Origin of the sequence: Paenibacillus lignilyticus (assembly GCF_017942085.1) — a bacterium.
In the GTDB taxonomy this organism is placed as follows: domain Bacteria; phylum Bacillota; class Bacilli; order Paenibacillales; family Paenibacillaceae; genus Paenibacillus_Z; species Paenibacillus_Z lignilyticus.
In genome coordinates this window covers 335187-361682 of record NZ_JAGKSP010000003.1, presented here as the reverse complement: position 1 = coordinate 361682, position 26496 = coordinate 335187, and the positions used below count along the sequence as shown (strand labels likewise).

The window sequence follows — 26496 nt, the reverse complement described above, 5'->3', positions numbered from 1 at the left end:
GATGGGTGAATAGACGATGACAACTAACGATGTATCTAATCAAAACGAAACGCAAGAGCAAGCGGCAGGTATTCCTGAAGAAGAAATCCAACGTTTGATTCAAGCGCTTCACGAGAACGCGCTAAGAGCGCTTCGTTTTAAATTCGAAGAAGACCAGGTTGACGGACAAGTGTTGAACCATGAAGTGTATGGGCCGATCTTCACATACAAAATCGAAGTGAAAGACGGACACAAATATGCATGCGGCTTCTTCATGCGCGAGCTGCTCAACACGTTCCAAAACAACGAAGATCCGGCGCTTTGGATGTCGTCGTTCTTCTTGGATCTGATGGATGCGGGCGGCGAGCGTTTGCTTCCAATGCCTCCGCAATCCGAAGATGAGGCGAAAGCGCTCATCGACAACATTATCGTGCCTTACTGCGCGAAGACCATTCGCGAAGAATTCCCGGACGAGCAGGTTCATGTTGATCTGGACTTGAACGAACAGCATGGCGCAGTGCTTGAAGCAGGGTTTACGTCCATCTCCGATGGCAACAACGTCTGCGCATTGCCGCTCCACATGCTGATTGCGCATCACTTGCTGAATCGCGACCCGGCAGAACCGATTATCCAAGGCTTGTACCGTATTCGCGAAGAGCACGGCTTGGAGTAATTGTAAGAAGCATATAAAGCTGTCTCAAGCGTGCATTTATGCGCTTTGAGGCGGCTTTTTGTTTTGAAGTGAAGCAGCTTCGATTATGCTTTAACGAATTGTAGAGGTCTTATTTAGAGGGAAATCGCTATAAATCATTCTAACGAATCGTGGAGGTCTTATTTGGGGCAAAAGGAGCGTAAACCAGTATTTCGGTAGGAAATAACGCTTGTACGATTCGTTAGAAAATTTAAAGCGATCATTTTGGCGAAATAAGACCTGTGGGATTCGTTAGCGTTTTTATTGGGGCGGGCGAGAGAGAAAAAAGTAGGCTTTCCGATCCGTCAAATTTGATGACGGATCGGAGAGCCCTTAGTCACGCGCTGAGCGCTTCGTTCTCAACTTCAACCGGATGGGTTTGTTTCTCGGCTCGCATATAGAGGATGAGCCCGGCGATGACGAAGGCGCCGCCGATGAGCTGGAAGCCCGTAACCATCTCACGGAACAGCAGCATGCCTAGCAAGCTGGCACCGACCGGCTCTGCGAGCACGGACATGGATATCGTGGTTGGCTTGACATACTTCAGCAGCCAGTTAAAGATCATATGACCGAATACGGTCGGAACGATCGCAAGCAGCAGGAACACGATCCACTCTCGATCTGCGTATCCGGACATCGGGGTACTTGTTGCCACATTATAAATGGCGAAGCATACCGTTGTGACGCCAAATACGATGAAGCTGTACAGGAACGAGGAGACGCGCTTCAGAATTTGTTTGGCGATCAGCATGTTCACGGCAACGGCTAATGCCCCGAAGAAAGACAAGCTGTCGCCGAAGAACGCACGCTGTGACAGTGTAATATCACCGGAACCGATGCTGATGGCCCCGATCAGTGCGACGATCATGCCGATAACCGCGAACTTGCGCGGTTTGTCCTTGAACAATAGAAAGGCGCCGACCATGACGAACACAGGCTCCAGCGCCAATAGGATGGTGGAGCTGGCAATCGAGGTATAGGTCAAAGATGCCATCCAGAGCAGGAAGTGGAGGGCGAGGAAGAAGCCCGCTGCCAGGAGCAACAGCCAATCTTTTCGCGAGATGGCTTTTATGCCGGGAAGCTGCTTAACGCCGAATGGCAGCATGAGAATAAAAGTGAACAGCATCCGGTACATCCCTTGGACGGAAACCGGCGCATTGGAATACCTCACGAAGATCGGTGCAAACGAGATGGCCAGCATTCCAACAATGAGCGGGAATACGGGAGAAATGGACATTTTAGAGGATATCGAAATTTTCACAGTGAGGTTCCTTCTTTCTGCTCCGTCATCATGCGCGAAGCGACCTTTCTCATTATGCACACAAAGGCTTGTCCTCGCAAGGGAAAGAGACTATTTGGCATCTGTATACCGTCGGACGCTTGGACATCGTAATGAACAGCAGACGATTCGGAATTCGTCAAAATGTGTTCATTTGTCCGTGCGCCGCAAGGCACGTGTAAATGATATGATTTGGATAAGAATCAGCAGTATAGTACAGAACATAAAGGGGAGACTGAGAATGGGTGTTCCGACAGGGGTATGGATTGCAGCTGCAATTATCGCGATCATTGTGACGTGGATGACAATTTGGGTTACCAATAAAGCCTACTCCAGACGCTGGGAAGATCATAATGTAGAGAATGAGCAAGGGAAGAAGAACAGCTAGTTTGACATGTAAACAATAAACATTCTATAATTAAAGCGAAACCAAATGGTTTCGCTTTTTTTGATTGCCTATAGTTGCGGGAACGGTGGAAATCGCAGCACACGCACATACTTCGGTTGTTCTGGGACGCGGATAAAGTATTTTCAAGAGGAGATTGATGGGATGGAAACAGAAAACCTATTGCCGGATATCATTCAGACCGGGATTTTCAAAGCCCCGATCCAAAAGGTGTGGGCGGCTATATCGACTTCGGAAGGGCTTTCGGTATGGTTCATGCCAAATGATTTGGTAGCGGAAGTCGGGCATGAATTTAAGATCGATGCGGGTCCGTTCGGCATTCAGCCTTGCGTTGTGAAGGAAGTGGACGAGCCTAATCGGATTTCTTTTGCCTGGGGCAAGGATTGGGTGCTTACGATTACGCTTCAAACGATCGGCGACAATCAAACCGAATGTACCCTCATTCATTCCGGCTGGAAAGCCGATTATGTCAACGAATTCGGAATGCCTCATGCCGTCGTACGCGAGCGGATGAAAGGGGGCTGGGTGGGAATCCACCAAGCACTCGGCAAGTATGTAGAGGCTTAATATGGCACTACCATCAGCGAAGCATGATGTGTTTCAAGCCATCGCCGATCCAACAAGGCGCGAGGTATTGAAGCTGCTGGTCGATCGGGAAATGCCGGTGACGGCGATTACGGGATATTTTCCAATGACGCGTACTGCCGTATCGAAGCATCTCCGCATTCTGGCAGAGGCCGGTCTTGTCAAGGAACGGAAGGTCGGACGTGAAACTCGTTACCGACTGGAAACGCAGCCGCTGCAGGAGCTCAAGAATTGGCTCAATTATTATGAACGCTTCTGGGAAAATAAAATGTCAGCGCTTCAGCGCTTTGTTGAGTCTGACTAAATCTGTTTATCACGAGTGGCTGTACCGGTGGAGACCGGTGCGGTCACTTTTTTATTGCCGCATAGAAAGGTAAACGCTTCCGAGACGGCACTTTTTCTGATACGCTAATTGAAGAAGGGGGCTTCCAAAATGATCCATGATCCATCAACCGCAACTATTCAGGCACAGACATCCATCCAGTACATTGGACAAGTCGGTGTCATCATTCGCCGCAACGGGTTTCATGTCGCCATTGATCCTTATTTGACGGACTCTGTCGACCGATTAACCGGTTATCCGGAAGGGTATTGGACGCGCGGCTATGCACCGCCCGTACATCCTTCCGAGCTAAAGGATCTCCATCTTGTTCTTCTTACCCATGAGCATCAGGATCATCTGGATCCGGAAACATTGGCGGTACTTGCAGAAGCTTCGCCTGCCTGTAAGTTCGGGGGGCCGCTTGCCTGCCGGCAGTTGCTGGCGGATATCGGAATTTCTCCGGATCGGATTCTTGTTTTGAGATACGGTGCGTCTCTGCAGAGTGATGCTGATCTGATCATTCATCCTATAGCCTCCTGGCATGAAGAGCGAGAAATGGATGAGGACGGCTGGGATCGATATTTAGGCTACATCCTGCAATGGGATGGTTTGACCATCTATCACGCCGGGGATACGCTGGTGCAAGATGAGCTGATCGAGATGCTGCAGCCCTATCGGATAGACATCGGCATGCTGCCGATTAACGGAAGGGATTTGTTTCGAAATCGACTTGGCGTTGTCGGCAATATGAATGCGTACGAGGCGGCGGCTTTTGCGGCGGAATTGCGCATGGACGTGGTCATCCCGCTCCACTATGACCTTTATCCTAATAATAGCGAAGGTATTGCCGGTTTTATGGATGCGCTGCTCGGCAAGTTCCGGGGTCAGAAGTTCCACCTGTTCCAGCCGGGGGAAACGCGATTCTTTTAACAGGTCAACGTTTTATGAATCCGTTTACTGGTCTTGAAGGAATAGGGAAGCCCGGTACCGAATGAAGAGGAAAGATCGGTTTACAAAAACACCAAAGTAAAGATTAGGTCAAAACGAGCATCAGCATGCGATTTATAACGTATATTGATGGTACTAGCCAAATTAATTTGGGGTAGTTTGTTCATTCGGTGCAAAGCATCCATATGCCTTCGAAACGACTTGAGGGGGAGACGTTGATGGAGAAAGGACCGATTCTGATTCTGACCGGCGATTATGGGTCCGGGCATATTCAGGCAGCCCATGCGCTCCGGAGAGCACTGGCTGCACTTCATCCTGAAATTAAAGCAGAGATCATGGATTACATGGCGGAGGCTCATCCTAGGGTTCATCCTATTAGCAAATATGTCTATCTGAACGGTGTGCAAACCTTTCCGAAAACCTATGGCTACTTCTATGGCAAAACTCGTCATCATAATCGATTGACGAGCAGCTTGAAGTTTATGCAGGCGCTCGGACTCGGGAAATTTCTGACGATGCTGCAAACGATCAAACCTTCCGTTGTGGTATCCACCTTTCCGCTGGCTGCCGGAGCGATGTCTTTTATGAAAGATAACGGACTTTATGAAGTTCCGACAGTCACGGTTATTACGGATTTTACGGATCACAGCTATTGGTTATATCCGGAGACGGACTATTATGTCGTGGGCTCCATTGAGGTTGCGCATAGCTTGTCCAGAGTCGGCGTTGAACCCGAGCGAATTTCGGTGACGGGCATCCCGATTCGTCCGGAGTATAACGGTGCCTATGACAAAACCGCGATATTAACCGAGATCGGGCTTGATCCGGAACGTCCGACGGTTCTTGTCATGGGCGGCGGCAACGGTTTGATGGGGCAGGAGATTGGGGAAGCGTTATGCTTGTCCCTGGCTCGAAAAGAACTCCACGCTCAAATGATCTTTGTCTGCGGGCATAATGACAAACTCAGACTTCACCTTACACGGCTGAAATTTGCTCATAAGCTGCCGATTGTCGTCACGGGCTTTACGGACCGAGTGCCTGAGCTGATGGCGGCATCCGATCTGCTTCTTACGAAATCCGGCGGACTTACATCTTCCGAGGCGCTCGCTGTCGGCTTGCCGATGCTGATTTATAAGCCGCTCCCCGGACAAGAGATTGATAATGCAAATTTCCTGCGCAACAGCGGCGCGGCGATACACATCGAGGACGAGGCAGATCTGCTCTCTACCATGCGCATGCTGCTGAAATCGCCGGCTCGGCTGGACATGATGCGCAGACAAGCGAAGAAAGTGAGCAAGCCATACTCCGCGGAAGCAGCCGCAGGACTGGTCGCGGAGCTGATTGCGCAATCGAATAAACAAACCGTTTGATAGGGCTGGATGTGGCGCGATTTGATTCATGCGGCGCCATGTGTTAGAACAGTAATGATGGAGTGGGCGATTCTAATCTGCTCAAGAATTATAGTGGGAAATCGGAGGCGAAACAGAACATGAGCATGCAATATCGCAGACTTGGTAAAACCGATCTGAACGTATCTGTCATCGGAATCGGCACATGGCAATTTGGCGGTGAATGGGGACAGTCCTTTACGCAGGCTGAGGCGGATGCGATTTTGGACCGCGGTGCAGAGCTTGGCATTAACCTGATCGATACTGCGGAGTGTTATGGCGATCATTTATCCGAAGCCCTTATCGGTGATTATCTATCCCGCCGCAAACGCGAAGATTGGATCGTAGCGACGAAGTTCGGCCATCATTTCCATGAACGTTTCACGCGTACGGATGATTTCTCTGCGGCAGACGTCATTAGGCAGCTTGATGCTTCGCTGTCCGCGCTGAAGACGGATTACGTGGATTTGTACCAATTCCATTCCGGACCGGATGCGGTCTTCGATAATGACGAGCTGTGGACGGTGCTGGACAAGCAGGCGCAAGCCGGCAAAATCAAACACCTCGGCACGTCAATCGGCAGCAACCGTAACATCCATCAGGTTGATGCGTCCACGCAGGTCGGCTCTAAGGTAATTCAAGTGGTCTATAATCGCCTTGATCAGGCGCCGGAGGAGGAAGTGTTCCCTTCCTGCTTGAGACAGGACCTCGGCGTGCTGGCGCGCGTTCCGCTCGCAAGCGGATATCTCAGCGGCAAGTATAAGCCGGATGCGGTATTCGATGTCACGGATGTGCGCCATCGCCATGACCGCGAGAGCACGGTGCAGAAGCTGCAGGAAGTGCAGCGCATCGCGGCAGAAGAAGTGCCGGCCGGCGTCGATATGGCGGCATGGGCGCTCGCATGGTGCTTGAAGCACCCGGCAGTGACGGCCGTTATTCCGGGCTGCAAGAACCCGGCGCAGGTCGATTCCAACGCAAGCGTCGTCGCGCTGCTGGAATCGAGCCATCCGCAGGATGTGCAGAAGTAGCGTTTGTAAGGTGGAGGTTGAACAGGAGGTTCCTGTTCAACCTTTTTTTTTTGTGGGTGGAGGTATGTGAGAGTCGGTTTTCCCGACTCTCAGCAACAATAAAGCTCCGAATTGCAGCTGAGCGTCGGTATTCCCGACTCTCAGGCTCAACGATCGAGCATATCGGCTAGTTTGAGTAGTCGAGAGACGGATTTCCCGACTCTCAGCAACAATAAAGCTCCGAATTGCAGCTGAGCGTCGGTTTTCCCGATTCTCAGCCTTCCCGTTGAGGCTTCCGACACAATTCCATGCTAAACTAGTCATAATGATCAGCTCAATCATGTGGAGGCGTGGGATGTACAAGTATACGATTTGTTTTATCGAACAAGGGGACAAGCTGCTGTTATTGAATCGAGATCGTCCGCCGGCGATGGGGCTGTGGAACGGCGTAGGTGGCAAGCTGGAAGCGGGGGGAACGCCGCTCGCCGGCGTGGAACGGGAAGTCGCGGAAGAGACGGGGCTGAGCCTCACGAACTTCCGGTATTGCGGAATTGTGTCATGGCAAGTGGATCATGTAGATATCGGGGGCATGTATGTGTTCCGCGTATCCGTACCTGAGCATATCAAGCTAAACACGCCGCTGAGAATAGATGAAGGCTTGTTAGAGTGGAAGGAAAAGTCGTGGGTGCTTGGCAAAGGCAATCATGGGATGGGCATCATCATACCGAACTATTTGCCTGCGGTCTTGTCCGGAGAAGCCTGTTACGAGCATCGTTGTATCATCGACAATAATCAATTAACCGCCTATGAAGCCATACCGATATCTTCGGATGTCGGCACACGGCATGTAAGCATCCAGTCGAGCAAGTAAACACACAAAAAAGGAGACGCGGCTAACCGCCGTGTCTCCTTTTTTGTGTTGGTTCTATCGGTTTGTTGGCTCCGATAAGGATCGTTAAACTGACAAGAGTGACGAAGACCGTAGCCCCCATGTCGGATAAGATGGCGATCCATAAGGTCAGCCAGCCGGGAATCGTGAGCAGCAAAGCGATTAGCTTCAGACCAAGCGCGCATGAGATGTTGAAGAAAATAATGCGGTTCATGCGTTTGGCGACTCGTATCGCTTCAGGCAATTTTCCCAGGTGATCCTGCATCAGCACAATATCTGCGGTTTCAATGGCACTGTCCGTTCCTTTGCCCATTGCAATGCCGAGATTCGCGAAGGCTAAAGCAGGAGCATCATTAATGCCGTCTCCGATCATCGCGACGCGGCCTTCTTTTGCGAGCTCTTGGATCTTGTTTACCTTGTCCTCGGGCAGCAGCTCTGCATAGTACTCCGTTACGCCGACGCGCTGTGCTACTTTCTGAGCGGAAATGGCATGATCACCGGTCAGCATCACAGTTCGCTTCATGCCAAGGTGGTGCAGCGCATTCATGACGGCGGAGCTCTCTTCGCGAATTTCATCTGCGATCCCGAAAAATCCGAGCACGTTCGCGTCATCTGCCACGAGTACGACCGTCAGACCGCGTTCTTTGAGCTGTTTCAATTGTTCTTGGACTTCCGGCTGCACAACCAGGTGTGCAAGACTGTGTTCGTTTCCCAGCCAGTAGGTTTGACCGGAAATAACAGCCTTCACCCCGCGACCTGGCAATGTCTCAATGTCTTCTGCATGCAAGAGTTCAGCTCCGTGATCGGTGACAGCTTTCATAATGGCTTTGGCCAAAGGATGCGAGGAGCTGCGTTCTATTGTTCCGGCTATCGTGAAGAACCGTTCCTCTTCATACACGATTGCCTCCTCGACAACCGGTACCCCTCGGGTAAGTGTCCCTGTTTTATCGAACGCTAAGGTGTTGATTTTGCCGAGCTGTTCTAAGTACACGCCGCCTTTGACGAGGATCCCGTTTCTAGCATTTCGGGTAATCCCCGAGATAATGGCGATAGGGGAGGAGAGAATGAGCGCGCAAGGACAACCGACGATTAGCACGGCCAGACCTTGATACAGCCATTTGCTCCAAGAGCCATCTAACAACAGCGGCGGCACCAAAATGACAACTGCAGCAATGATCATAATGATCGGCGTATAGATACGAGAGAAGCGGTTGATGAACAGCTCTGTCGGTGTCTTGGTTTCTTGCGCTTCGGCGACCAAATGCAAAATCTTAGCAAGCGACGAGTCGTGATAGGCTTTCTCGATCTCTACATGAAGCACGCCTTCGTTATTCAAGCTGCCGCCGAATACCGGATCCCCAACTGTCTTATCAACAGGAAGCGATTCCCCGGTAATGGCTGCTTCACTTACAGAGCTTCGACCTCCTGCAACCTTGCCGTCCGATGGGATTTGAGAGCCCGGCTTTACAATGACGAGATCCCCCCTGCGAAGGGATGCGATAGGTACGAGCTTCTCGGTTCCATTCACCACGGTCAGAGCTTCCTTCGGAGCCGAATCAAGCAAGGCAGACATCGATCGGCGCGCCTTCTCCATGCCGAGGCCTTCCAACCACTCGTTTATGCCAAACAGGAGCGACACGAAGGCCGCTTCCTTCCATTCCTGAATGCCGATCGCGCCAATGAGCGCGATGGTCATTAAGGTATCGATATTGAACCTAAGTTTGAGTAAGTTCCTGAGGCCGCGCATGAAAGTGGTGTAGCCGCTTAGAAAGATGGATATGAGATAGAGCGTAATGATAAGTCCGGAAATCCAATACTCCTGTGCAAAAAATGCTGCGCCATATAACACAGCCGCCGCAATGAGGCCTTTATTTTCGAGAAGACTGCCACCATGCGCATGAGAGTGATCGTGGTCGTGACCATCATGCCCGTGCTCGTGACTGTGATCATGGCCTTTGTGCTGGTGCGAATCGCCGTGATCATGGTCATGACAGTGTTTTTGTTGATGTCCAGTAGTATGTTCCTGACCATGTTCATGATCGTCCTCGTGTTCGTGCTGCTGAGGATGCCCGTGCTCATGATCATGTCCATGATCGTGCCCGCATCCATGCTCATGTTTATGTCCAACTGCTGGATCGTTCTCGCTGGTTTTCTCGCCAACCTCTTGTACGATGAAAGCGCGCTCTTCCTTAAGCAGCTTCTCCACGGCTTGAAGTGACACGAGCGGAGGGAGCCTCAGCTTGCCGGATGTGTAGCTCAGAGAAGCTTCATTGCCGTGCTCAAGCTTGCGAATCCGGCGTTCGAGCTCTAATGTACAACTGACACATGAGAGCCCTTTTACTCGATATTCATTCATGGAGACAACCCTCTCTGCACCCTCGATTTGTGAGATCTTGCCTTTAGAATAGGTTGAACCTGATGGGCTGTCAAACCGTTCTGCCTTAGCTTTTGTCAGATGCCACAAAATAATAATTGAAGTACAGCCTTTCCAGATGGTACGTTAATAACAGATGCAGGCTTCGAGCGTACTAGGAGGTCATTTACTGTCATGGCTCAAAACACAATTAAGCGCATAAGCGCATTGCTTCTTCTCATCCAAGTTTTCTGTTTTGCTGTTCCAGTCTATGCAGAAGAGGCTGTACAGGCTGAGCCCAACTTAGCCTCCGAATCGGCCATTCTGATGGACGCTCAAACCGGGACCGTGTTGTTTCAGAAGAACGCCGAGAAACAGCAGTTTCCGGCAAGTATTACCAAGATCGTAACAGGCATTGTCGCTTTAGAGTATGAAAGCGTTTTATCGAACTTGGTAACCGTATCAAAGGAAGCCCGGGGCGAAGAGGGGACGCGAATTTACCTGGCTGAAGGCGAGCAGGTGTCGCTGGAGAAGCTGCTTTACGGCATGCTCATGAATTCCGGCAATGATGCCGCAACGGCGATCGCCGAATATATAGACGGATCTAAGGCTCAATTCGCGGAACGAATGAATGCTTTTGTCAAAGAAAAAGCCGGCGCGGAGCACACCAATTTCGTCAACCCGAGCGGGTTGCCGGACGAAGCACAGGTTACAACCGCCCTAGACATGGCTCGGATCAGCAGATATGCGATGCAAAACGAAGTCTTCCGCAAAATCGTGGCTACGAAACGAATGCCTTGGGTGGGGAAAGAGTGGACCTCGTCACTTATTAACCACAACCAAATGCTCAAAGATTATGAAGGTACAACGGGTATCAAGAACGGTTATACCGAAGCGGCGGGCTTTACACTTGTCACGTCGGCGAAACGCGATGGGATGGAATTGATCGGCGTTATTTTGAAATCCCCATCCAAAACAGCCGTCTATAAAGATATGACCCATTTGCTTGACTATGGCTTTGAACATTATGAACTGAAGCAGCTGATCGCAGCCAATGATTCGTATCCCTTCACAAGCAGCTCACCTGCTGAATTCATAGCTGCCGAACCGATGTGGGCTGTACTCCCCAAAGGAGAAACGCCTGCAATTTCCGTAACCTCCCAAGGAAATGTTTTGGTAACCAGCTCGATAGGGACGGTAGATGCTGGTACAATGGAACCAGTCAGGACTGAGCTTCCCGTGTCCGTTGCTTCGGTTACGCCAAGTCCGGAAGAAGATGTGAAAATGGCGGCAGACGTGCAAAGCGACGAGCCTTCGGGAAGCACGAAGCTGACGATTTTTATCCTATGGATGTCATTGCTCGCGTACCTGGCGGTGCTCGCGTATTTGAGGCTTAAACGTCAGAAACAGGAGCGATCCCGAGGGATGTAGCAGAAATAGGCATCGATTTTGCGAACAAAGAGGTAAAAGCGGGCTGGACGGCGTATATATACAATGTAACCGTATCCAAAATGAGGAGATGGAAGCGATGAGGATAATGGTAGAACAATCGGCCGCACGCTGGTATATCAGAGAAATGGAATTGTCGGATGGCGATCAATTGCGTATTTTCGTTCGTTTAGGTGGCAGCGGCAGTGTTCAACCAGGCTATTCGCTCGGGATTATGAAGGATGAACCAAGAGAACCGGGACTTCATCAAGTAGTGGAAGGCATTACGTTCTTCATGGAAGCGGACAATTTGTGGTATCTGGAGGATCGCGAGTTACAGATTCGGTTTAACGAGCAAGAGGATGACATCTGGATAGACCTCGTGTAAAAGTTGAACAATACCGTAGAGTAGAAGGGCCGGCCCCGTGCTTGCCCTTCTTTGCGTTCACCTCTATAATGAGTCATTATGGCTTGTCAAAGGCGGATTGTCGCATGGATTTCAAGAAATATAAGACCTTCCAAGTAGTTGCCGATACACTTAATCTTACAAAAGCAGCCCAAATGCTCGGCTACACACAGCCGACCATTACGTTGCAGCTGCAGTCGCTCGAGAGCGAGCTTGGCGTTACCTTATTGAATCGTGTTGGGAAGAAAACATACCTTACACCTTCCGGGAAGCTCGTCAAACAATACGTCGATCAGACATTCGCATTGATGGAAGAGATGGAAGCGGAGCTCCGCAAACTGGATAACCCGCATGGCTTATTAACCGTAGCAGCGCCTGAATTTTACTGTACCCAATATCTATCGCTTATCATCCATTCTTATATTTCGCAAAATCCGAAGGTGAAGCTGCAGCTGTTCTCATGCGACAGCAATGATGCCATGAAGAAGGTTGCCACGAACGAAGCGGATCTTGCCATTATCGCGGGACCTTGCGATTCGCAGCAGATGGAGCTTATGCCCCTTGGCAAAGAAGATCTCGTCCTCGTCACGACCAAAGAACTGTTCGAGAAACACGATACGCGCACATTGCTCGAAACCTATCCGTTCATTACATACAAATCCGGGTCCAACATCCAGCGGCTCGTGAACGAATGCTTGCAGGAGTACGGCTTCACCCCTGACAAATATATCGAATGCGTCACCGACGAAACCATCAAACGCACCGTGCTTTATCATACCGGTACCGCATTGCTCGGCTCAGCGCTCGTCGAAGACGAGCTCCGCAAAGGCACACTGGCCGAAATCCACCGCTTCCCAGGCAAAATCGAAACCTCCATGGTCATCCTCAAGAAAAGGATCGCCGAACAAAACATCCAATCCTTCTCCGAAATCGTCCAGCGAATCTGGAAAGAGTGGGATTAAATTCGTACTCCTAACCCAAAACCTTCAATCCGAGTTGTAAACGGATTGAAGGTTTTTCGCTTCTCAAAGTTGCTCAAGGAGGGGATTGGTGCGGGAGTGGAGAAGCGCCAGCGTACGTATTTGTACTCGAAGAATAGTCGCAGGATATAGTTCGAAATTCATTCGAGTACAAGAAACGGTCGTAACCCCGCACCCAATCCCTTTCCCTCGCGTCGAACAAAGCTCTGCATAATCATACATAGGTTTTCTCAATTGTTATCATTAACTATTTCAATTTTTTCTATAAAAATCGCTATGCTACAATGGACATACTTGAAGATACGGAAGGAGTGCAGCAGATGAACGCGGTGAAAAACAACAACATTTCCATTATCGGTGTGCCGCTGCAATATGGTGCAGATCGCAAAGGCGTCGACTTGGGCCCGGACGCGATTCGAGGTGCGAATCTTCATGAACGACTGAAAGCGCTCGGCTTTAACATAGAGGATCTCGGCGATCTTAGCGTTCAGCGCAAGCTTGAAGCTCCGAAGCAAGGCGAGAAATTGAAGCACCTAAGCGAAATCGTCCGCGTCAACACGGAGCTTGCCAAACAAGTATCCGCTGAAATGAGTAAAGGCCAATTCCCGCTCGTGCTTGGCGGCGACCATAGCATTGCAATCGGAACCATTAAAGGTGTTTTGCAGCATGTGAAACGGCTTGGCGTCATTTGGTTTGATGCTCATACTGACGTCAATACCCATGAAACTACACATTCCGGTAATATTCACGGCATGTCCCTGGCAGCCGTGCTCGGTTACGGGCATCCTGATCTAGTAGCAATTGGCGGCTTGGAGACGAAGCTGCGTCCGGAGAACGTAGTCATTATAGGAGCGCGTTCGATTGACCCGGGTGAACGTGCTTTTCTGAAGGAGAAAGGAATTCGCGTCTTCACCATGCATGACATTGACCGCAACGGCATGAAGCAGGTCATGGAAGAAGCCATGGAGATTGTAACGAACGGTACAGACGGCGTCCATCTGAGCTTGGATCTCGATGGCATGGATCCGTTTGAAGCGCCGGGCGTAGGCACGCCGGTGTCAGGCGGGATGTCGTATAGAGAGAGCCATTTTGCGATGGAGCTGCTCTTCGAACGCAACATACTTGTGTCCGCGGAATTCGTGGAAGTGAATCCGATGCTGGATCAACATAATAAGACGGCAATGGCTGCAGTGGAATTGATCGGATCGGTGTTTGGCGAACGTATCCTTTAACCGCATATGCTGTAAGAGACATCGTAAGGGAGAGTGCCAATATGGGTACCGTGACTAATCGCATTATCGAACAGACGGAGCGCTTCGGCGCCCCGAACTATCATCCGCTGCCGATCGTCATTTCGAAGGCTGAAGGCGTATGGGTAGAAGATCCGGAAGGCAACAAATTCATGGATATGCTGAGCGCGTATTCGGCACTGAATCATGGACACCGCCATCCTCGCATTATCGCAGCGCTCAAGGAGCAAGCAGACAAAGTAACGCTAACCTCCCGCGCATTCCATAACGATCTGCTTGGCGTGTTCTATGAGAAGCTGACCGCGTTGACCGGGAAAAGCATGATACTGCCAATGAACACTGGCGCGGAAGCAGTTGAGACAGCGCTCAAAGCGGTTCGCCGCTGGGCATACAATGTGAAGCAGGTGCCGGCAGATCAAGCGGAAATTATCGTGTGTGAAGGCAATTTTCACGGACGGACCATTACGGTGACGTCGTTCTCTTCCTCGGAGGAATATAAGCAAGGGTTCGGACCGTTTACACCAGGCTTCAAAATCATCCCATACGGCGATCTTGAAGCGCTTCGCGCAGCAATTACACCGAACACGGCAGCGTTTCTCGTCGAGCCGATCCAAGGTGAAGCCGGCATCATCATTCCGACGGAAGGGTTCCTAAAGGCTGCGGCAGATCTATGCAAAGCGAACCAAGTACTCTTCGTAGCGGACGAAATCCAAACGGGATTCGGCCGTACAGGCGAGCTGTTCGCATGTGATTGGGAATCGGTAGTACCGGATATGTACATCATGGGGAAAGCGCTCGGCGGCGGTGTGTTCCCGATCTCTGCCGTTGCGGCAAATGAGGAGATTCTCGGCGTATTCAGCCCAGGTTCGCACGGTTCAACATTCGGGGGCAATCCGCTCGGCTGCGCGGTTGCGATCGCCGCACTCGATGTGCTTCAGGATGAAGAGCTGGTGAAACGCTCGAATGAGCTCGGCGCTTATTTCCTCGAGCAGCTTCGTCAGATTGATAATCCGGTTATTAAAGAAGTACGCGGACGCGGGCTGTTTATTGGCCTTGAGCTGTACGGCGAAGCTCGGCCTTACTGCGAGAAGCTGAAGGAGCTCGGAATTTTGTGCAAAGAAACGCATGAAACGACCATTCGCTTCGCGCCACCGCTTACGATTACGAAAGAACAGCTGGATTGGGCGCTCGCGCGAATCAAGCAGCTTTTCTAAAACCGGCTGATGCCGGCAATTAGCACGCAGACGACGAGTAGGATGGTGGGCCACGATGGCAGAATTGAACCAAGCGGCAGAAAACAAGAAGAAACTAAGTCTGATTGCGGTGCCTTTCGGACTCGGAGCGGGACGTCCCGGTACAGAAGAGGGACCGGAAACGATGATGCAGGTTGGATTATTGCGTCAGCTCCGCAAGACCGCCTATGAGATCGTAGGCGAACATAAAGTGAAGTGCCCACAGAAGCCGACAGCGGCGTCTGCCAAAGATTCAAGCCTTAAGCATTTGCCTGAAGTGAAGGAAATGAGCAGACAAGTGGCGGATTTGGTCGCGCAGGAAGTGAGCAAAGGCAGCATGCCGCTCGTGCTCGGAGGAGACCACAGCGTAACGATCGGAGCATTGGCAGGACTTGCGAAAGAGATCGCGAGCATCGGCGTCATCTACTTTGATGCACATGCGGGGCTCAACACGGAAGAGAACACACCTACCGGCAAAATGGGCGGAATGTCGCTAGCCGTCGCGCTTGGCAAAGCAAAGCTTGCGCTGACAGATATCACAAATGGGGTATCCGCGACTGCCATTAAGAAGGAGAACGTAGTACTTATCGGAGTCCGTGATGTAGAACCCGAAGAGCGAGCGCTCATTCTGTCCGAAGGGATTACCGTATTCACGATGCATGAGATTGACCGGATGGGGATTGAGAAGGTCATTGCCAAAGCAGTTGAAATTGCAGGACAAGGTACGGACGGCATCCACGTAAGCTTCTCCGCAGACTGCCTGGATCCAATGGAAGCGCCGGGAGTTGGCATGCAAGTGCCGGGGGGACTGACGTATCGTGAAGCGCATTTTGCTTGCGAGCTGCTGGCTGAGACCAACCGCATTATCTCCATCGATGTCGTTGAAGTGAATGGCATGATGGATGAAAGCCGCCGCACAGCGCGACTTGCCATTGGACTTATTGCATCCTTGCTAGGTAAACGAATCCTATAACGCACATGCAGAAAAGCCGTTACGACCGCGATCTTAGGATCGCTCGCAGCGGCTTTTATCTTTATTCCAAACCGAATTCCTTCATCTTGTTGTACAGCGTTCCTCTGGATACGCCGAGCAGCTTCGCCGCGGCGCTCTTATTGCCGGCAGTCTTGGCAAGCGCATCGTGTATGAGCAGCTGCTCTTCTTCGTTGTTGCTGCTTGCTTTCAGTCGCTTCTCCCCATCGGAAGTGGAGGCGTCGGCATCCTTGCGGGTAAGCGCCAAGCTTGGCTGTTTCGCTTGAAGGGCTGCAGGCAAATGTTCTAATGTCAGCGTGTCTTCATCGCTTAGAATGATGCAGCGTTCGATGACATTGCGCAGCTCCAGAATGTTGCCCGGCCAATCGTAATTGGCAAACGCCAGCATGACTTCCGGGGACAGGGCAGGAAGCGGCTTCTGATAATGAAGCGAGAACTGCTTCAGATACATCTGCAGCATCGCTGGAATATCTTCCGGTCGCTCCCGCAGCGGCGGGATGGAGAGGGAGACGACATTCAGCGCATAATACAAATCGGACCGGAATTGTTGCTCTGCTACCTTGGCCGCCAGATCAGTCGTCGATGCCGCAATGATGCGCGTTCGCAGCGCGATGGGTTTGCTGCCGCCTGTACGCGTGATCGTTTGCCGGGAAATATAGTGGTACAGCTTAGCTTGCAGTTCCAGAGACAGACGGTCGATTTCATTAATGAACAAGGTGCCGTCCTTTGCTTGCTCCAGCTTGCCGGCTTCCCCGGATTCCGCACCGGTGAAAGCACCGCCTTGGAAACCGAAGAGCTCCGTTTCAAGCAGGCCCATTGGAACGATGCCGCAATTCACGGACAGGAACGCGTGATCGGCGCGCGGTCCCGAATTATGAATGATCTGCGCGAGCTGCTCTTTACCTACGCCGCCTTCGCCGATTAGCAGAACAGGGGTGTCGGTTGCCGCGACCTTCTTAGCCCATTGCATCACTTTGCCGATGGCCGGACCTTTGCCTTTCATGAGGGAAAACAGTTCCTTATCGGCGGATTTCTGCAGATGCGAGAAGGTGTGAGCAGAGCTCAATTGTTCATTAAGCCGCACCAGCTGCGTAATATCCTGTTCAGCTGCGATACCGCCGATAATCACGCCTTGAGCATCGCGAATGGGAGCGGCATTTATTAGAACATGGGTATCTTCGCGAGGTCGATGATAGGTGTTGCGAATCAATCTGCCTTCGTCGAGTATTTTCAATACCATCAGCGTTTCGGTTTCAAAATGCTCCCCGATGCGCCGGCCAAGAATATCGGATTTAGGCAAGTTGTAGATTTCTTCGGCGACCGGGTTCCAGCAGATCACCTCGCCGCTTCGATCGACGACCGTAACTGCTTCCGTAACGGTCTCCGAGAGCGTCTTGAAGTAGGCTGACCAGCGCTGCTGCTCCGAATGGAGATGACGGACCAGATCAGATAAAGAAATATAGCCCAGAATCGTGCCGCTCGTTTCGCGGAGAAGGACAGGGCGATTCGTTGCGAAGGGGACTGGATGAAAGGAGTCATTCAATACTTCGCAAAGGGAAGAACGAAACCAAGGGTTCTCGCCAAGCAGCTCCTGTACGGAGGCATGCTTATTAAGAAGCCCGCTCTCCAAGAGAGCCAGATCCTCGGGAATGACGAGGACAGCTTGTTTGATGTCTTCCTTAATAGCAAGAATGACGGCTTTGTTTTCTCTTAATGGTTGCAGCAGTTGTTCCACTGTCGCTGCGCCAGGCAGAAACATCACTTGATTGTTCAATAGTAGTTGTTCAATTTTGAACATAATGGCCCTCGCTATGGCGTAAGATGACTCAAACTTACCATACTTTGTCGAACTTATTCAACAGAATTGCCCATGGATCGGCTTGTACAGTTGTTCAAAACATTGGTTGAACACTTTTATTGAACAAATACTGTTCAAAAATCGAATTTGAGTGTATAATTCTTTGTAGTGAAATGAACAACTTTGTACAACTCCACGGGGGGGGGACTTGATCGCATGGAAGTGATGCTTCGAAATATGTTTCAAGCATTGGGCAAGAGCCGATCTGCCAACCGTTTAGCTAAGAAATATGGTCTTCGCTTCGGCGCAGCCCGTTTTGTCGCAGGCGAGACGATTAAACAGTCGATAGATGCCGTACGTAAACTCAATGAGGATGGTCGTATTGCGACGCTGGATCACTTGGGTGAATTTGTGTTTAGTGAAGAAGAGGCACGTGAGTCCGCAGAGATGTGTATTCAGACACTCGATGCGATCGCAAGCTCCGGTGTTACTTCCAATCTGTCGCTCAAGATGACCTCGCTTGGCCTGGATATCAGCCGCGAGCTTTGCATGAGCAATATGAGACGGATTTTGACTCGCGCCCGGACGCATAATAATTTTGTCCGTATTGACATGGAAGATTACGCGCATTGCCAAGTTTCGCTCGATATTTATGAGGAACTTCGCAAAGAATTCGATAATGTCGGCATTGTCATTCAAGCGTATTTGTACCGGACCGAGCAGGATATCGAGCATTTAAATGCGCTTGGCGCTAATTTGCGCCTCGTGAAAGGCGCTTATAAGGAATCGCCTGACGTGGCGTTCCCGGAGAAGAAAGATGTGGATGATAATCTGAAACGGATTATTCAGCAGCATATGAAGAACGGCAATTATACGGCTGTCGCCAGCCATGATCCTGCCATTATCGATTTTACGAAAGCATTCGTTCAAGTTGAGGGTATTTCGAAGGAACGCTTTGAGTTCCAAATGCTGTACGGTATCTGCGAGGATCTGCAGAAACAGCTTGTGCAAGAAGGCTACCGTGTTCGCGTGTATGTGCCGTACGGCGTCGATTGGTTCGGTTATTTCATGCGCCGCCTGGCAGAACGTCCGGCTAACGTTTGGTTCGTTCTCAAGAACATGTTTAAGTAAATAATAGCCTTACGAATACAATAGACCCGTAACCGGGAGAGGAGCCTGACAATGATGAAAACATTTACAGAAGTGAAACCATATGCGAACGAGCCGTTTACGAACTTTGCACTGGAAGAGAATAAGAAAGCCATGCAAGCGGCAATTGCAAAGGTGAAATCTGAATTGGGTCGTCATTATCCGCTTACGATCGGCGGCGAGAAGATCGAGACGGAAGCGAAAATTACGTCGATCAACCCCGGTAATGTGGACGAAGTGATCGGTTATGTGAGCAAAGCCGATCAGAAGCTTGCCGAACAAGCGATGCAAGCAGCGCTGACTACGTTCGAAACGTGGAAAAAGGTGCCTGCTCGCGAGCGTGCGGAATACTTGTTCAAAGCCGCTCACCTGATGCGTGAGCGCAAGCATGAATTCTCCGCGACAATGATTCTGGAGTCCGGTAAAAACTATGTAGAAGCTGACGTGGATACTGCGGAAGCCATCGACTTCTTGGAGTTCTACGGTCGCGAAATGATTCGCCTAAGCAATACGAATGAAACGCAGCCGCTCACGAAGATTCCGGGCGAAGACAACAAAATCACTTATATTCCACTAGGCGTTGGTGTTGTTATACCTCCTTGGAACTTCCCGCTAGCGATCTGCGTGGGGATGACGACGGCAGCAGTAGTCTCGGGTAACACCGTACTGCTTAAACCGGCATCGACAACTCCGGTCATCGCGCATAAGTTTTTTGCTCTTATGGAAGAAGTTGGTTTGCCGGCAGGCGTTATCAACTTTATTCCGGGCAGCGGCGCAGAAGTGGGCGACTACTTGACGACACATCCGAAAACTCGCTTCATCAGCTTTACCGGCTCCAAAGAAGTTGGTCTTCGCATCAACAAGCTTGCAGCCGATACCGTTCCGGGTCAAATCTGGATCAAACGTGTCATTGCGGAGATGGGCGGTAAAGACGGTATCGTGGTCGATGAAACAGCTGATTTGGAAGCAGCGGCGGCAGCTATCGTAGCGTCTGCATTTGGTTTCCAAGGACAGAAGTGTTCTGCAGGCTCGCGTGCGGTTATCGTAGAATCGGTATACGATCAAGTGGCTGAACGTGTCGTCGAGTTGACGAAGAAGCTGAAGTGGGGTCTGCAAGAGCATGATTTTGCAGCAGGTCCCGTTATTGATAAAACGTCCTATGACCGCATCCTTGATTACATCGAAGTGGGCAAACAAGAAGGCACGCTGCTTGTGGGCGGCGATAAAGCGGAAGGCAATGGCTACTACATCCAACCGACTGTGTTCGGCGATGTAGGCGGCAAAGCTCGGATCATGCAGGAAGAGATCTTCGGACCGGTGCTTGCGCTTGCTAAAGCGAAGGATTGGCAGGAAGCAATCGCCATGTACAACGACACCGAGTTTGGTTTGACAGGTTCTTACTTCTCGACAGACGAGGATCGGATTGCAGAAGCGCTTGAAACGGTTCATTGCGGCAACCTCTATATCAACCGTAAATGTACGGGTGCGCTTGTAGGCGTTCATCCATTCGGCGGTTTCAATATGTCGGGTACGGATTCCAAAGCAGGCGGCTATGATTACCTGCTGCTCTTCACACAAGCTAAATTGACTTCCCGCAAAATCTAATGAACTTTGCGGCCCTCTAAGCTAATTGCCCGGAGGGCCTTTCTCTTTTTTTTCATCTGACCCAGCTGACCAACTAGTCAAGCCTTGTTAATCATTCTATTTTCACACCTACCTGAGGGGGCCCTATACAAATGAATAAGGTCAAAGAAAATGTTGACGTACTTGCAAGAACGCAGCAAGTCATCGAAACGGCTTTAACTAAGCTCGGATATGAGAGCGCTTTCTACGAGCTGTTGAAGGAGCCTCTGCGTCAGCTTACCGTTCGTATCCCGGTGAAAATGGATGATGGCAAGGTGAAGGTGTTCACAGGCTATCGCGCGCAGCATAATGATGCGGTCGGTCCGACTAAAGGCGGTGTTCGTTTCCATCCGGATGTTACGCAGGAGGAAGTGAAAGCGTTGTCGATGTGGATGAGCATCAAGTGCGGCATTACGAATTTGCCGTATGGCGGCGGCAAAGGCGGCATTCAGTGCGATCCGCGCACAATGTCTTTTGGCGAATTGGAACGGCTTAGCCGGGGTTATGTAAGAGCGATCAGTCAAATCGTAGGACCGACGAAGGATATCCCGGCTCCGGACGTATTTACGAATTCGCAAATTATGGCGTGGATGATGGACGAGTACAGCCGGATCCGCGAATTTGATTCCCCGGGGTTTATTACAGGTAAACCGCTCGTGCTCGGCGGGTCCATCGGCCGTGAGTCGTCGACGGCGCTTGGCGTTAGCATCGTCATGAATGAAGCGGCCAAAGTGCTCGGAATCGAGATCAGGAAGGCGCGCGTTATTATCCAAGGCTTCGGGAATGCCGGCAGCTATTTGGCTAAATTCCTGCACGACGCCGGGGCAACGATCGTCGGTATCTCGGACGCAGCCGGTGCGCTCTACAATCCGGAAGGTCTTGATATTGACCACTTGATGGATCGCCGCGATTCATTCGGCTGCGTGACCAATCTATTCCCGAATCGCATCACGAATCAGGAATTATTGGTTCAGGATTGCGATATCCTAATTCCGGCGGCCATTGAGAATCAGATTACGGAAGACAATGCGCATCTTATTAAAGCGAAGCTGCTCGTGGAAGCCGCGAATGGGCCGACGACTCATATGGCTACACAGATTTTGACCGAACGCGGCATTATGATTGTTCCTGACGTATTGGCAAGTGCCGGAGGCGTGGTTGTATCGTATTTCGAATGGGTACAAAATAATCAGGGATACTATTGGACAGAAGAAGAAGTTAACGATCGTCTGAAAAAGATACTTGTGGATGCGTTCAACAATGTTTACCGCACTTCCCAAGAGAAGAAGACGGATATGAGGCTGTCCGCCTATATGGTAGGATTAAAACGGGTAGCTGAAGCCGTAAGATGGAGAGGTTGGGTCTAAGATGGCACAAACTAGCATTATTTTCAGGTTGGAGCTCGATCATAAGAAAGTTACCTTCGGCGATGTAGCCGCAACCATCAGCAAGGCGGGCGGGGATATTACGTCGATTGACGTAATCCGCCCGGGTCATGACACATCAACACGCGATATTACGGTCGATCTCTCGGATAAAAATGAATCGGTCATGGTGGACGCGCTTCGCGGACTGGACGGGATTACGGTCATCAACGTATCGGACCGTACGTTCTTGGTTCACTTAGGCGGTAAAATCACCATTCAGCCGACGCTGCCGATCAAGAATCGCGATGATCTCTCGAAAGTGTATACGCCGGGAGTGGCGCGAGTGTGTACGGCGATTGCAGAGAACCCGCATAAAGCCTACTCGCTTACAATAAAACGTAATACAGTCGCTGTCGTCACGGACGGAACGGCGGTGCTTGGTCTAGGCGATATCGGCCCGCATGCCGCGGCACCCGTTATGGAAGGGAAAGCGATGCTGTTCAAACAGCTCGCAGGCGTCGATGCGTTCCCCATCTGCCTGGATACGAAAGATACGGAAGAACTCATCCGGACGATTAAGGTCATGAGTCCGATCTTCGGCGGCATCAATCTGGAGGACATCAGTTCCCCGCGATGTTTCGAAATCGAAAGCAGGCTCGCCGATGAGCTGGATATTCCGGTCTTCCATGATGATCAGCACGGTACAGCCGTTGTCGTCATTGCCGGTTTGTTGAATGCCCTTAAAGTAGTCGGCAAACGGATCGAGAACATTCGTGTAGTCGTGAACGGCATCGGTGCGGCAGGCGTTTCGATCTGTAAAATGCTGCTGCAAGCCGGCGTGAAACGTCTTGTTCCGGTTGATCGAGACGGAGCGATTGTTCGCGGCGGATCGTATGAGCATCACCCGATGTGGCAATGGCTCTCGGAGCAGCCGCAGGTTGAAACGAACAGCGGCACATTGAAGGAAGTTATCGCGGGTGCAGATGTATTCATCGGGGTTTCGCGTGCGCGCGTGCTGGGTGAGGAAGATGTGAAACGCATGGCGCCGGGGAGCATCGTATTCGCGATGGCGAATCCGGAGCCGGAGATTACGCCGGAAGAGGCACTTCCGCATGTTGCCGTATTTGCAACGGGCCGAAGCGATTACCCGAACCAAATCAACAACGTGCTCGTTTTCCCGGGACTGTTCCGCGGAGCGCTCGATTGCCGGGCGAGACGCATCAATGAACCGATGAAGCTGGCGGCGGCAAGAGCGATCGCATCCGTCGTTTCCAGCAGCGAGCTTAATGAGCACTACATAATTCCGAGTATTTTCAACGAACAGGTCGTCATTCAGGTTCGCAAAGCCGTCATCGAAGCGGCTATTCTGACCAATGTCGCGAGACGGACTCCGCCGGAATATAGGTAAACGCTTATAGTGGCATTGTTGGCTGCAGGTTAGGAGTATCTTCCTTCCTGCAGCTTTTTTCATGTTGTTATGTTTGCGTTTACAAGTTTATAACGTTTATTTATGATGATAGCGTAGCACTTATCTTACACTTGCAGGGAGAGGGACGTTCTGACTATTCATAAACAGCTGGCGTCATCATGCTTCAACAAAGTTTGGGATCTGCTTAGCAAGGAAGAGCGAACGGAGCGGGAGAGCGAAGAGATGGTGCATCTGTGTCACGGCTCGTTCTGGCATTGGACGCAGGTGGAAGATCATACGCCAACGAACCTATCTGTCGGCTACTGGCAGCTGGCCCGCGTTTACGCAGTCATCGGACAAGGCAGTCAAGCGCTGGACTACGCCATCAAGTGCATGAAGATTAGCGCGGATGCAAAGCTGGACGCCTTCTATATCGCTTATGCCTATGAAGCTGCTGCGCGAGCATACTCGGTGATAGGTGAATCAGCGCAAAAGGATGAGGCATTGGCGCGAGCTGCCGATTATGCGGAGCGAATAGCCGATGCGGAGAGTAGAGGATGGGTAACTGCTGATCTCGCCACGATCTCGTGATCGCACACCTTTGTATATCGCTAGTCAAGCGTGACCAACAAAAGGTGATTTTTCTAACGAATCCAGGAAGCCTTATTTGCCCGGAATGAGTCAATTTGAAAGTCTAACGAATCCTGCAGGTCTTATTTAGCCCAAATCCCATGCCCCCACTCCTTTTTCGGCGGAATAAGGCTTCTACGATTCGTTAGATTTTTAAAAGAGCCATTTTCGCGAGAATAAGACCTGTATGATTCGTTAGAATTACGATAGTGGCGGCTGTCACAGCTGTCGATTAAATGAATCAACAAACAGGCTTGCGATTGAATTAACTGCATACCCCGTGTCTCTACCTCGCTCCAACCTCAGCTTCTTACAATTTCATCCCAAAACGACTCTTATATCGTTTCATGAGCAATTGGCAATCTACGCTTACGACGCCTTTCATGGCGTACAGCTTCTCTACCAGGAACGATTCCATCACTTGAATATTCGGGAAGATCGCGTGCATGTGCAGCTTGCTCGGTCCGGTCATGTGATACAAGCTCGTGACTTCATCGACGGTAGCAAGCTTCTCGGATATCTCTTGGAGGTAGGAGGGTTCAACATCCACATTAAAGAAAGCGGACACGTGGATGCCGATCTTGGCCGGATTGATAACGGCCGTGAAACGTTCGATAACTCCGTTCTCCAGTAAGGCGCTTATCCTCGCTTGAACGGCTACCCGTGATAAACCGATCTCCTTGCCGATGTCCGTGTAAGATATCCTCGCATTGTCGTGAAGAAACTGTATGATTTTCCGGTCGATCTCATCAAGCGGGTATTCTGCCCATTCCTTCTTTTCGTAATTTTCCATGCTCATCCTCCTATAATCGATATACAAAAAACGAATTATTCCCGATAAAAATTACGAAACGTAAGCATACATTCATAATATACCAACCAATAGATTTTACAAACGATATTTTCACGTCAAAATGAAAATTTAACTGTTGCATATCAGCATTTTGTTTGTTATGTTATATACATGTTAATAAACATAACACAAGTGAAGAGATCACGACCAATAAACAAAATAGAAATGACATCTAGGGTTCCACAATGTCGATCTTGAGGCATTGGTTCGGTCCAAGAGATGTCACACGGCAAGCTGCCGTGCACACGGAGGGATAAAAGCCCGGGAGATATCTTAGCTGATATTTTTCGGGCTTTTTATGTTGTCCTGTAATGGAAGAGGAATCATGGCGAGGAGGGAAAACAGTGGGGCAATGGTTAAGTAACGTATTCGTGAACGAGGGGATACACCATATTTACATTAATCAAGGAAGGATAGTTGACATCATTCCCAAGCATCAGCCCATGCCCGAATCTGCGAATAGTTGGGATGCCCGGAACCTGCTCATGCTTCCGACGCTGGAAGATTATCATGTGCATCTGGATAAGCAATTTCCGGCTGATCGATGGATAGCTCGAAGAAGAACAGACACGATTCTCGATCAATTTCACCTCGAGAAGGAGCTCCTGGCACCGCACAAGGCCGGGATGAAGGATCGCGCAATACAAACGCTGGATCAAATGCTGGCAAGTGGAACAACGCGCGCAAGAGTTCATGTCGATATCGATCCCGAAATCGGGTTACGGCATTTGGAAACGATCGTTCACATGCAAGAGCAGTACAGAGGCCTGGTAGATATCGAGATCGTGGCTTTTCCCCAGCAAGGTTTACTTCGTTCTTCATCGATTGCGCTGCTGAAGCAAGCCCTTCGTGAAGGGGCAACAATTGTAGGTTGTGTCGATCCTGCGGGCGTTGATCGTCAAATCGAAGCTTGCTTGGATTCCGTGTTCGATATGAGCGTGGATTATGGCGCAGGCGTGGATATTCATTTGCATGATCAGAGTTATCTGGGACTCTATACCATTGAGCGAATTGCGGACTATACGCAGCAAACGAGTAAGCAAGGTAATGTAGCTGTCAGTCATGCTTATTGCTTAGGAGAAATTGACGAGGGAGCTTCTGCTGATATCGCCGCTCGACTTGCGGAGCAGAACATCATGATTATCACGAGCGTCCCCATCGATTCCGCGTTGCCAAGAGTGGATCAGCTGACAGCGCTGGGCGTGAACATCAAACTAGGTACTGATCATACGGGGTTGGACGCATGGACGCCTTTCGGAAGTCCTGATCTATTGGCTCGAGGCAGAAGGCTTGCCGAGATAAAGAGGTGGAATGACGATGAGCGGCTGCGTGCGGTATATCCTTATCTGACTTCAGCTCCGCTGGAATTTCAAATTGGCGCGCAAGCAGATTTCATGTTAGTGCAAGCATTAAATCCCGAGCATGCAATTGCAGCTGTACCCGAGAGGGAAATCGTGGCTGTCCAAGGGAAGGCTGTTGCAGGAAAGCAATTCGATCGGGCATGGTAACGATCTGTTGAGATCACGAGAAGCGA

At 50.6% G+C, this 26496-nt stretch carries 24 protein-coding genes and 1 riboswitch; of the genes, 20 read left to right on the top strand and 4 right to left on the bottom strand.

Features of this window, described 5'->3' with window-relative positions; genetic code table 11:
* Nucleotides 1-16 precede the first annotated feature (16 nt).
* Nucleotides 17-652 carry a hypothetical protein gene (locus I8J30_RS11220; protein WP_210658231.1) on the top strand — a complete coding sequence of 212 codons (636 nt, stop codon included), beginning with the start codon at nucleotides 17-19 and terminating at the stop codon, nucleotides 650-652.
* A gap of 355 nt (nucleotides 653-1007) precedes the next feature.
* On the opposite strand, the gene I8J30_RS11215 is transcribed toward I8J30_RS11220, so the two are convergent.
* Entirely contained in the window at nucleotides 1008-1931 is a 924-nt protein-coding gene (locus I8J30_RS11215; protein ID WP_338044851.1) for a DMT family transporter, read from the bottom strand.
* A 259-nt stretch (nucleotides 1932-2190) separates the two neighbouring features.
* Between I8J30_RS11215 and I8J30_RS11210 the strand changes: the two genes are divergently transcribed.
* The 7 genes from I8J30_RS11210 (at nucleotide 2191) to I8J30_RS11180 (ending at nucleotide 7476) form a co-directional block, all read left to right on the top strand.
* The gene (locus I8J30_RS11210; protein WP_177245703.1) at nucleotides 2191-2337 is read left to right on the top strand and encodes a hypothetical protein; all 147 of its coding nucleotides are present in this window, start codon (nucleotides 2191-2193) and stop codon (nucleotides 2335-2337) included.
* A gap of 162 nt (nucleotides 2338-2499) precedes the next feature.
* Nucleotides 2500-2922, top strand: a complete 423-nt coding sequence (locus tag I8J30_RS11205; protein ID WP_210658229.1) for an SRPBCC family protein — start codon at nucleotides 2500-2502, stop codon at nucleotides 2920-2922.
* A gap of 1 nt (nucleotide 2923) precedes the next feature.
* The gene (locus I8J30_RS11200; RefSeq protein WP_091216024.1) at nucleotides 2924-3244 is read left to right on the top strand and encodes an ArsR/SmtB family transcription factor; all 321 of its coding nucleotides are present in this window, start codon (nucleotides 2924-2926) and stop codon (nucleotides 3242-3244) included.
* A 129-nt stretch (nucleotides 3245-3373) separates the two neighbouring features.
* Nucleotides 3374-4192 (top strand): MBL fold metallo-hydrolase, encoded by an 819-nt coding sequence (locus I8J30_RS11195; protein WP_210658227.1) that lies wholly within the window; start codon nucleotides 3374-3376, stop codon nucleotides 4190-4192.
* A 236-nt stretch (nucleotides 4193-4428) separates the two neighbouring features.
* A complete protein-coding gene (locus tag I8J30_RS11190; RefSeq protein WP_210658226.1) occupies nucleotides 4429-5580 on the top strand; it encodes an MGDG synthase family glycosyltransferase in 1152 nt (383 codons plus the stop codon).
* Nucleotides 5581-5705: 125 nt separating this feature from the next.
* On the top strand, nucleotides 5706-6626 hold the full coding sequence (locus I8J30_RS11185) for an aldo/keto reductase (protein WP_210658534.1): 921 nt from the start codon (nucleotides 5706-5708) through the stop codon (nucleotides 6624-6626).
* Between the two features lie 334 nt (nucleotides 6627-6960).
* Entirely contained in the window at nucleotides 6961-7476 is a 516-nt protein-coding gene (locus I8J30_RS11180) for an NUDIX hydrolase (RefSeq protein ID WP_210658224.1), read from the top strand.
* Between the two features lie 22 nt (nucleotides 7477-7498).
* Here the strand turns inward: I8J30_RS11180 and I8J30_RS11175 are convergent, their stop codons facing one another.
* Nucleotides 7499-9850: a heavy metal translocating P-type ATPase gene (locus I8J30_RS11175; RefSeq protein ID WP_210658222.1), complete on the bottom strand. Its 2352-nt coding sequence runs from the start codon at nucleotides 9848-9850 to the stop codon at nucleotides 7499-7501.
* A 192-nt stretch (nucleotides 9851-10042) separates the two neighbouring features.
* Here I8J30_RS11175 and I8J30_RS11170 point away from each other — a divergent pair, with 192 nt between their 5' ends.
* The 6 genes from I8J30_RS11170 (at nucleotide 10043) to rocF (I8J30_RS11145) (ending at nucleotide 16116) form a co-directional block, all read left to right on the top strand.
* Nucleotides 10043-11278 carry a D-alanyl-D-alanine carboxypeptidase family protein gene (locus tag I8J30_RS11170; RefSeq protein ID WP_210658220.1) on the top strand — a complete coding sequence of 412 codons (1236 nt, stop codon included), beginning with the start codon at nucleotides 10043-10045 and terminating at the stop codon, nucleotides 11276-11278.
* Nucleotides 11279-11375: 97 nt separating this feature from the next.
* Nucleotides 11376-11663: a HesB/YadR/YfhF family protein gene (locus tag I8J30_RS11165; protein ID WP_091216041.1), complete on the top strand. Its 288-nt coding sequence runs from the start codon at nucleotides 11376-11378 to the stop codon at nucleotides 11661-11663.
* Nucleotides 11664-11767: 104 nt separating this feature from the next.
* Nucleotides 11768-12643: a LysR family transcriptional regulator gene (locus tag I8J30_RS11160; RefSeq protein WP_210658218.1), complete on the top strand. Its 876-nt coding sequence runs from the start codon at nucleotides 11768-11770 to the stop codon at nucleotides 12641-12643.
* Between the two features lie 338 nt (nucleotides 12644-12981).
* Entirely contained in the window at nucleotides 12982-13893 is a 912-nt protein-coding gene (rocF, locus tag I8J30_RS11155; protein WP_210658216.1) for an arginase, read from the top strand.
* A gap of 41 nt (nucleotides 13894-13934) precedes the next feature.
* Nucleotides 13935-15125 (top strand): ornithine--oxo-acid transaminase, encoded by a 1191-nt coding sequence (locus I8J30_RS11150; protein ID WP_210658214.1) that lies wholly within the window; start codon nucleotides 13935-13937, stop codon nucleotides 15123-15125.
* Between the two features lie 55 nt (nucleotides 15126-15180).
* The gene (gene rocF, locus I8J30_RS11145; RefSeq protein WP_210658212.1) at nucleotides 15181-16116 is read left to right on the top strand and encodes an arginase; all 936 of its coding nucleotides are present in this window, start codon (nucleotides 15181-15183) and stop codon (nucleotides 16114-16116) included.
* A 61-nt stretch (nucleotides 16117-16177) separates the two neighbouring features.
* Here the strand turns inward: rocF (I8J30_RS11145) and I8J30_RS11140 are convergent, their stop codons facing one another.
* Nucleotides 16178-17932, bottom strand: coding sequence for a sigma-54 interaction domain-containing protein (locus I8J30_RS11140; RefSeq protein WP_210658210.1), 1755 nt, complete (start codon nucleotides 17930-17932; stop codon nucleotides 16178-16180).
* A gap of 216 nt (nucleotides 17933-18148) precedes the next feature.
* On the opposite strand from I8J30_RS11140, the gene I8J30_RS11135 reads away from it, so the two are divergent.
* The 5 genes from I8J30_RS11135 to I8J30_RS11115 all read left to right on the top strand — a co-directional run bounded on the left by I8J30_RS11135 (nucleotide 18149) and on the right by I8J30_RS11115 (nucleotide 24070).
* Entirely contained in the window at nucleotides 18149-19063 is a 915-nt protein-coding gene (locus tag I8J30_RS11135) for a proline dehydrogenase family protein (protein ID WP_210658208.1), read from the top strand.
* A 54-nt stretch (nucleotides 19064-19117) separates the two neighbouring features.
* Nucleotides 19118-20686: an L-glutamate gamma-semialdehyde dehydrogenase gene (gene pruA, locus I8J30_RS11130; protein WP_210658532.1), complete on the top strand. Its 1569-nt coding sequence runs from the start codon at nucleotides 19118-19120 to the stop codon at nucleotides 20684-20686.
* A 131-nt stretch (nucleotides 20687-20817) separates the two neighbouring features.
* Nucleotides 20818-22071, top strand: coding sequence for a Glu/Leu/Phe/Val family dehydrogenase (locus I8J30_RS11125; protein ID WP_210658207.1), 1254 nt, complete (start codon nucleotides 20818-20820; stop codon nucleotides 22069-22071).
* Nucleotide 22072: 1 nt separating this feature from the next.
* Entirely contained in the window at nucleotides 22073-23479 is a 1407-nt protein-coding gene (locus I8J30_RS11120) for an NAD-dependent malic enzyme (protein ID WP_210658205.1), read from the top strand.
* A gap of 243 nt (nucleotides 23480-23722) precedes the next feature.
* On the top strand, nucleotides 23723-24070 hold the full coding sequence (locus tag I8J30_RS11115) for a hypothetical protein (RefSeq protein ID WP_240548024.1): 348 nt from the start codon (nucleotides 23723-23725) through the stop codon (nucleotides 24068-24070).
* Between the two features lie 349 nt (nucleotides 24071-24419).
* Here the strand turns inward: I8J30_RS11115 and I8J30_RS11110 are convergent, their stop codons facing one another.
* Nucleotides 24420-24902, bottom strand: coding sequence for a chromate efflux transcriptional regulator ChrS (locus tag I8J30_RS11110; RefSeq protein WP_210658203.1), 483 nt, complete (start codon nucleotides 24900-24902; stop codon nucleotides 24420-24422).
* Nucleotides 24903-25123: 221 nt separating this feature from the next.
* A riboswitch (guanidine-I (ykkC/yxkD leader) is annotated at nucleotides 25124-25232 on the top strand.
* A gap of 74 nt (nucleotides 25233-25306) precedes the next feature.
* On the opposite strand from I8J30_RS11110, the gene I8J30_RS11105 reads away from it, so the two are divergent.
* Complete coding sequence (locus I8J30_RS11105; RefSeq protein ID WP_210658201.1) at nucleotides 25307-26470, top strand: amidohydrolase family protein; 1164 nt, start codon at nucleotides 25307-25309, stop codon at nucleotides 26468-26470.
* Nucleotides 26471-26496: the final 26 nt, after the last annotated feature.

Coding starts and splice junctions, on each gene's coding strand:
- I8J30_RS11195 (WP_210658227.1), top strand. CDS start 3,374: ATGATCCATGATCCATCAACCGCAACTATTCAGGCACAGACATCCATC.
- I8J30_RS11110 (WP_210658203.1), bottom strand. CDS start 24,902: ATGGAAAATTACGAAAAGAAGGAATGGGCAGAATACCCGCTTGATGAG.
- I8J30_RS11115 (WP_240548024.1), top strand. CDS start 23,723: ATGGTGCATCTGTGTCACGGCTCGTTCTGGCATTGGACGCAGGTGGAA.
- I8J30_RS11175 (WP_210658222.1), bottom strand. CDS start 9,850: ATGAATGAATATCGAGTAAAAGGGCTCTCATGTGTCAGTTGTACATTA.
- I8J30_RS11200 (WP_091216024.1), top strand. CDS start 2,924: ATGGCACTACCATCAGCGAAGCATGATGTGTTTCAAGCCATCGCCGAT.
- I8J30_RS11120 (WP_210658205.1), top strand. CDS start 22,073: ATGGCACAAACTAGCATTATTTTCAGGTTGGAGCTCGATCATAAGAAA.
- rocF (WP_210658212.1), top strand. CDS start 15,181: ATGGCAGAATTGAACCAAGCGGCAGAAAACAAGAAGAAACTAAGTCTG.
- I8J30_RS11165 (WP_091216041.1), top strand. CDS start 11,376: ATGAGGATAATGGTAGAACAATCGGCCGCACGCTGGTATATCAGAGAA.
- I8J30_RS11205 (WP_210658229.1), top strand. CDS start 2,500: ATGGAAACAGAAAACCTATTGCCGGATATCATTCAGACCGGGATTTTC.
- I8J30_RS11140 (WP_210658210.1), bottom strand. CDS start 17,932: ATGTTCAAAATTGAACAACTACTATTGAACAATCAAGTGATGTTTCTG.
- I8J30_RS11135 (WP_210658208.1), top strand. CDS start 18,149: ATGGAAGTGATGCTTCGAAATATGTTTCAAGCATTGGGCAAGAGCCGA.
- I8J30_RS11210 (WP_177245703.1), top strand. CDS start 2,191: ATGGGTGTTCCGACAGGGGTATGGATTGCAGCTGCAATTATCGCGATC.
- I8J30_RS11125 (WP_210658207.1), top strand. CDS start 20,818: ATGAATAAGGTCAAAGAAAATGTTGACGTACTTGCAAGAACGCAGCAA.
- I8J30_RS11170 (WP_210658220.1), top strand. CDS start 10,043: ATGGCTCAAAACACAATTAAGCGCATAAGCGCATTGCTTCTTCTCATC.
- I8J30_RS11185 (WP_210658534.1), top strand. CDS start 5,706: ATGCAATATCGCAGACTTGGTAAAACCGATCTGAACGTATCTGTCATC.
- I8J30_RS11220 (WP_210658231.1), top strand. CDS start 17: ATGACAACTAACGATGTATCTAATCAAAACGAAACGCAAGAGCAAGCG.
- pruA (WP_210658532.1), top strand. CDS start 19,118: ATGAAAACATTTACAGAAGTGAAACCATATGCGAACGAGCCGTTTACG.
- rocF (WP_210658216.1), top strand. CDS start 12,982: ATGAACGCGGTGAAAAACAACAACATTTCCATTATCGGTGTGCCGCTG.
- I8J30_RS11190 (WP_210658226.1), top strand. CDS start 4,429: ATGGAGAAAGGACCGATTCTGATTCTGACCGGCGATTATGGGTCCGGG.
- I8J30_RS11180 (WP_210658224.1), top strand. CDS start 6,961: ATGTACAAGTATACGATTTGTTTTATCGAACAAGGGGACAAGCTGCTG.
- I8J30_RS11160 (WP_210658218.1), top strand. CDS start 11,768: ATGGATTTCAAGAAATATAAGACCTTCCAAGTAGTTGCCGATACACTT.
- I8J30_RS11150 (WP_210658214.1), top strand. CDS start 13,935: ATGGGTACCGTGACTAATCGCATTATCGAACAGACGGAGCGCTTCGGC.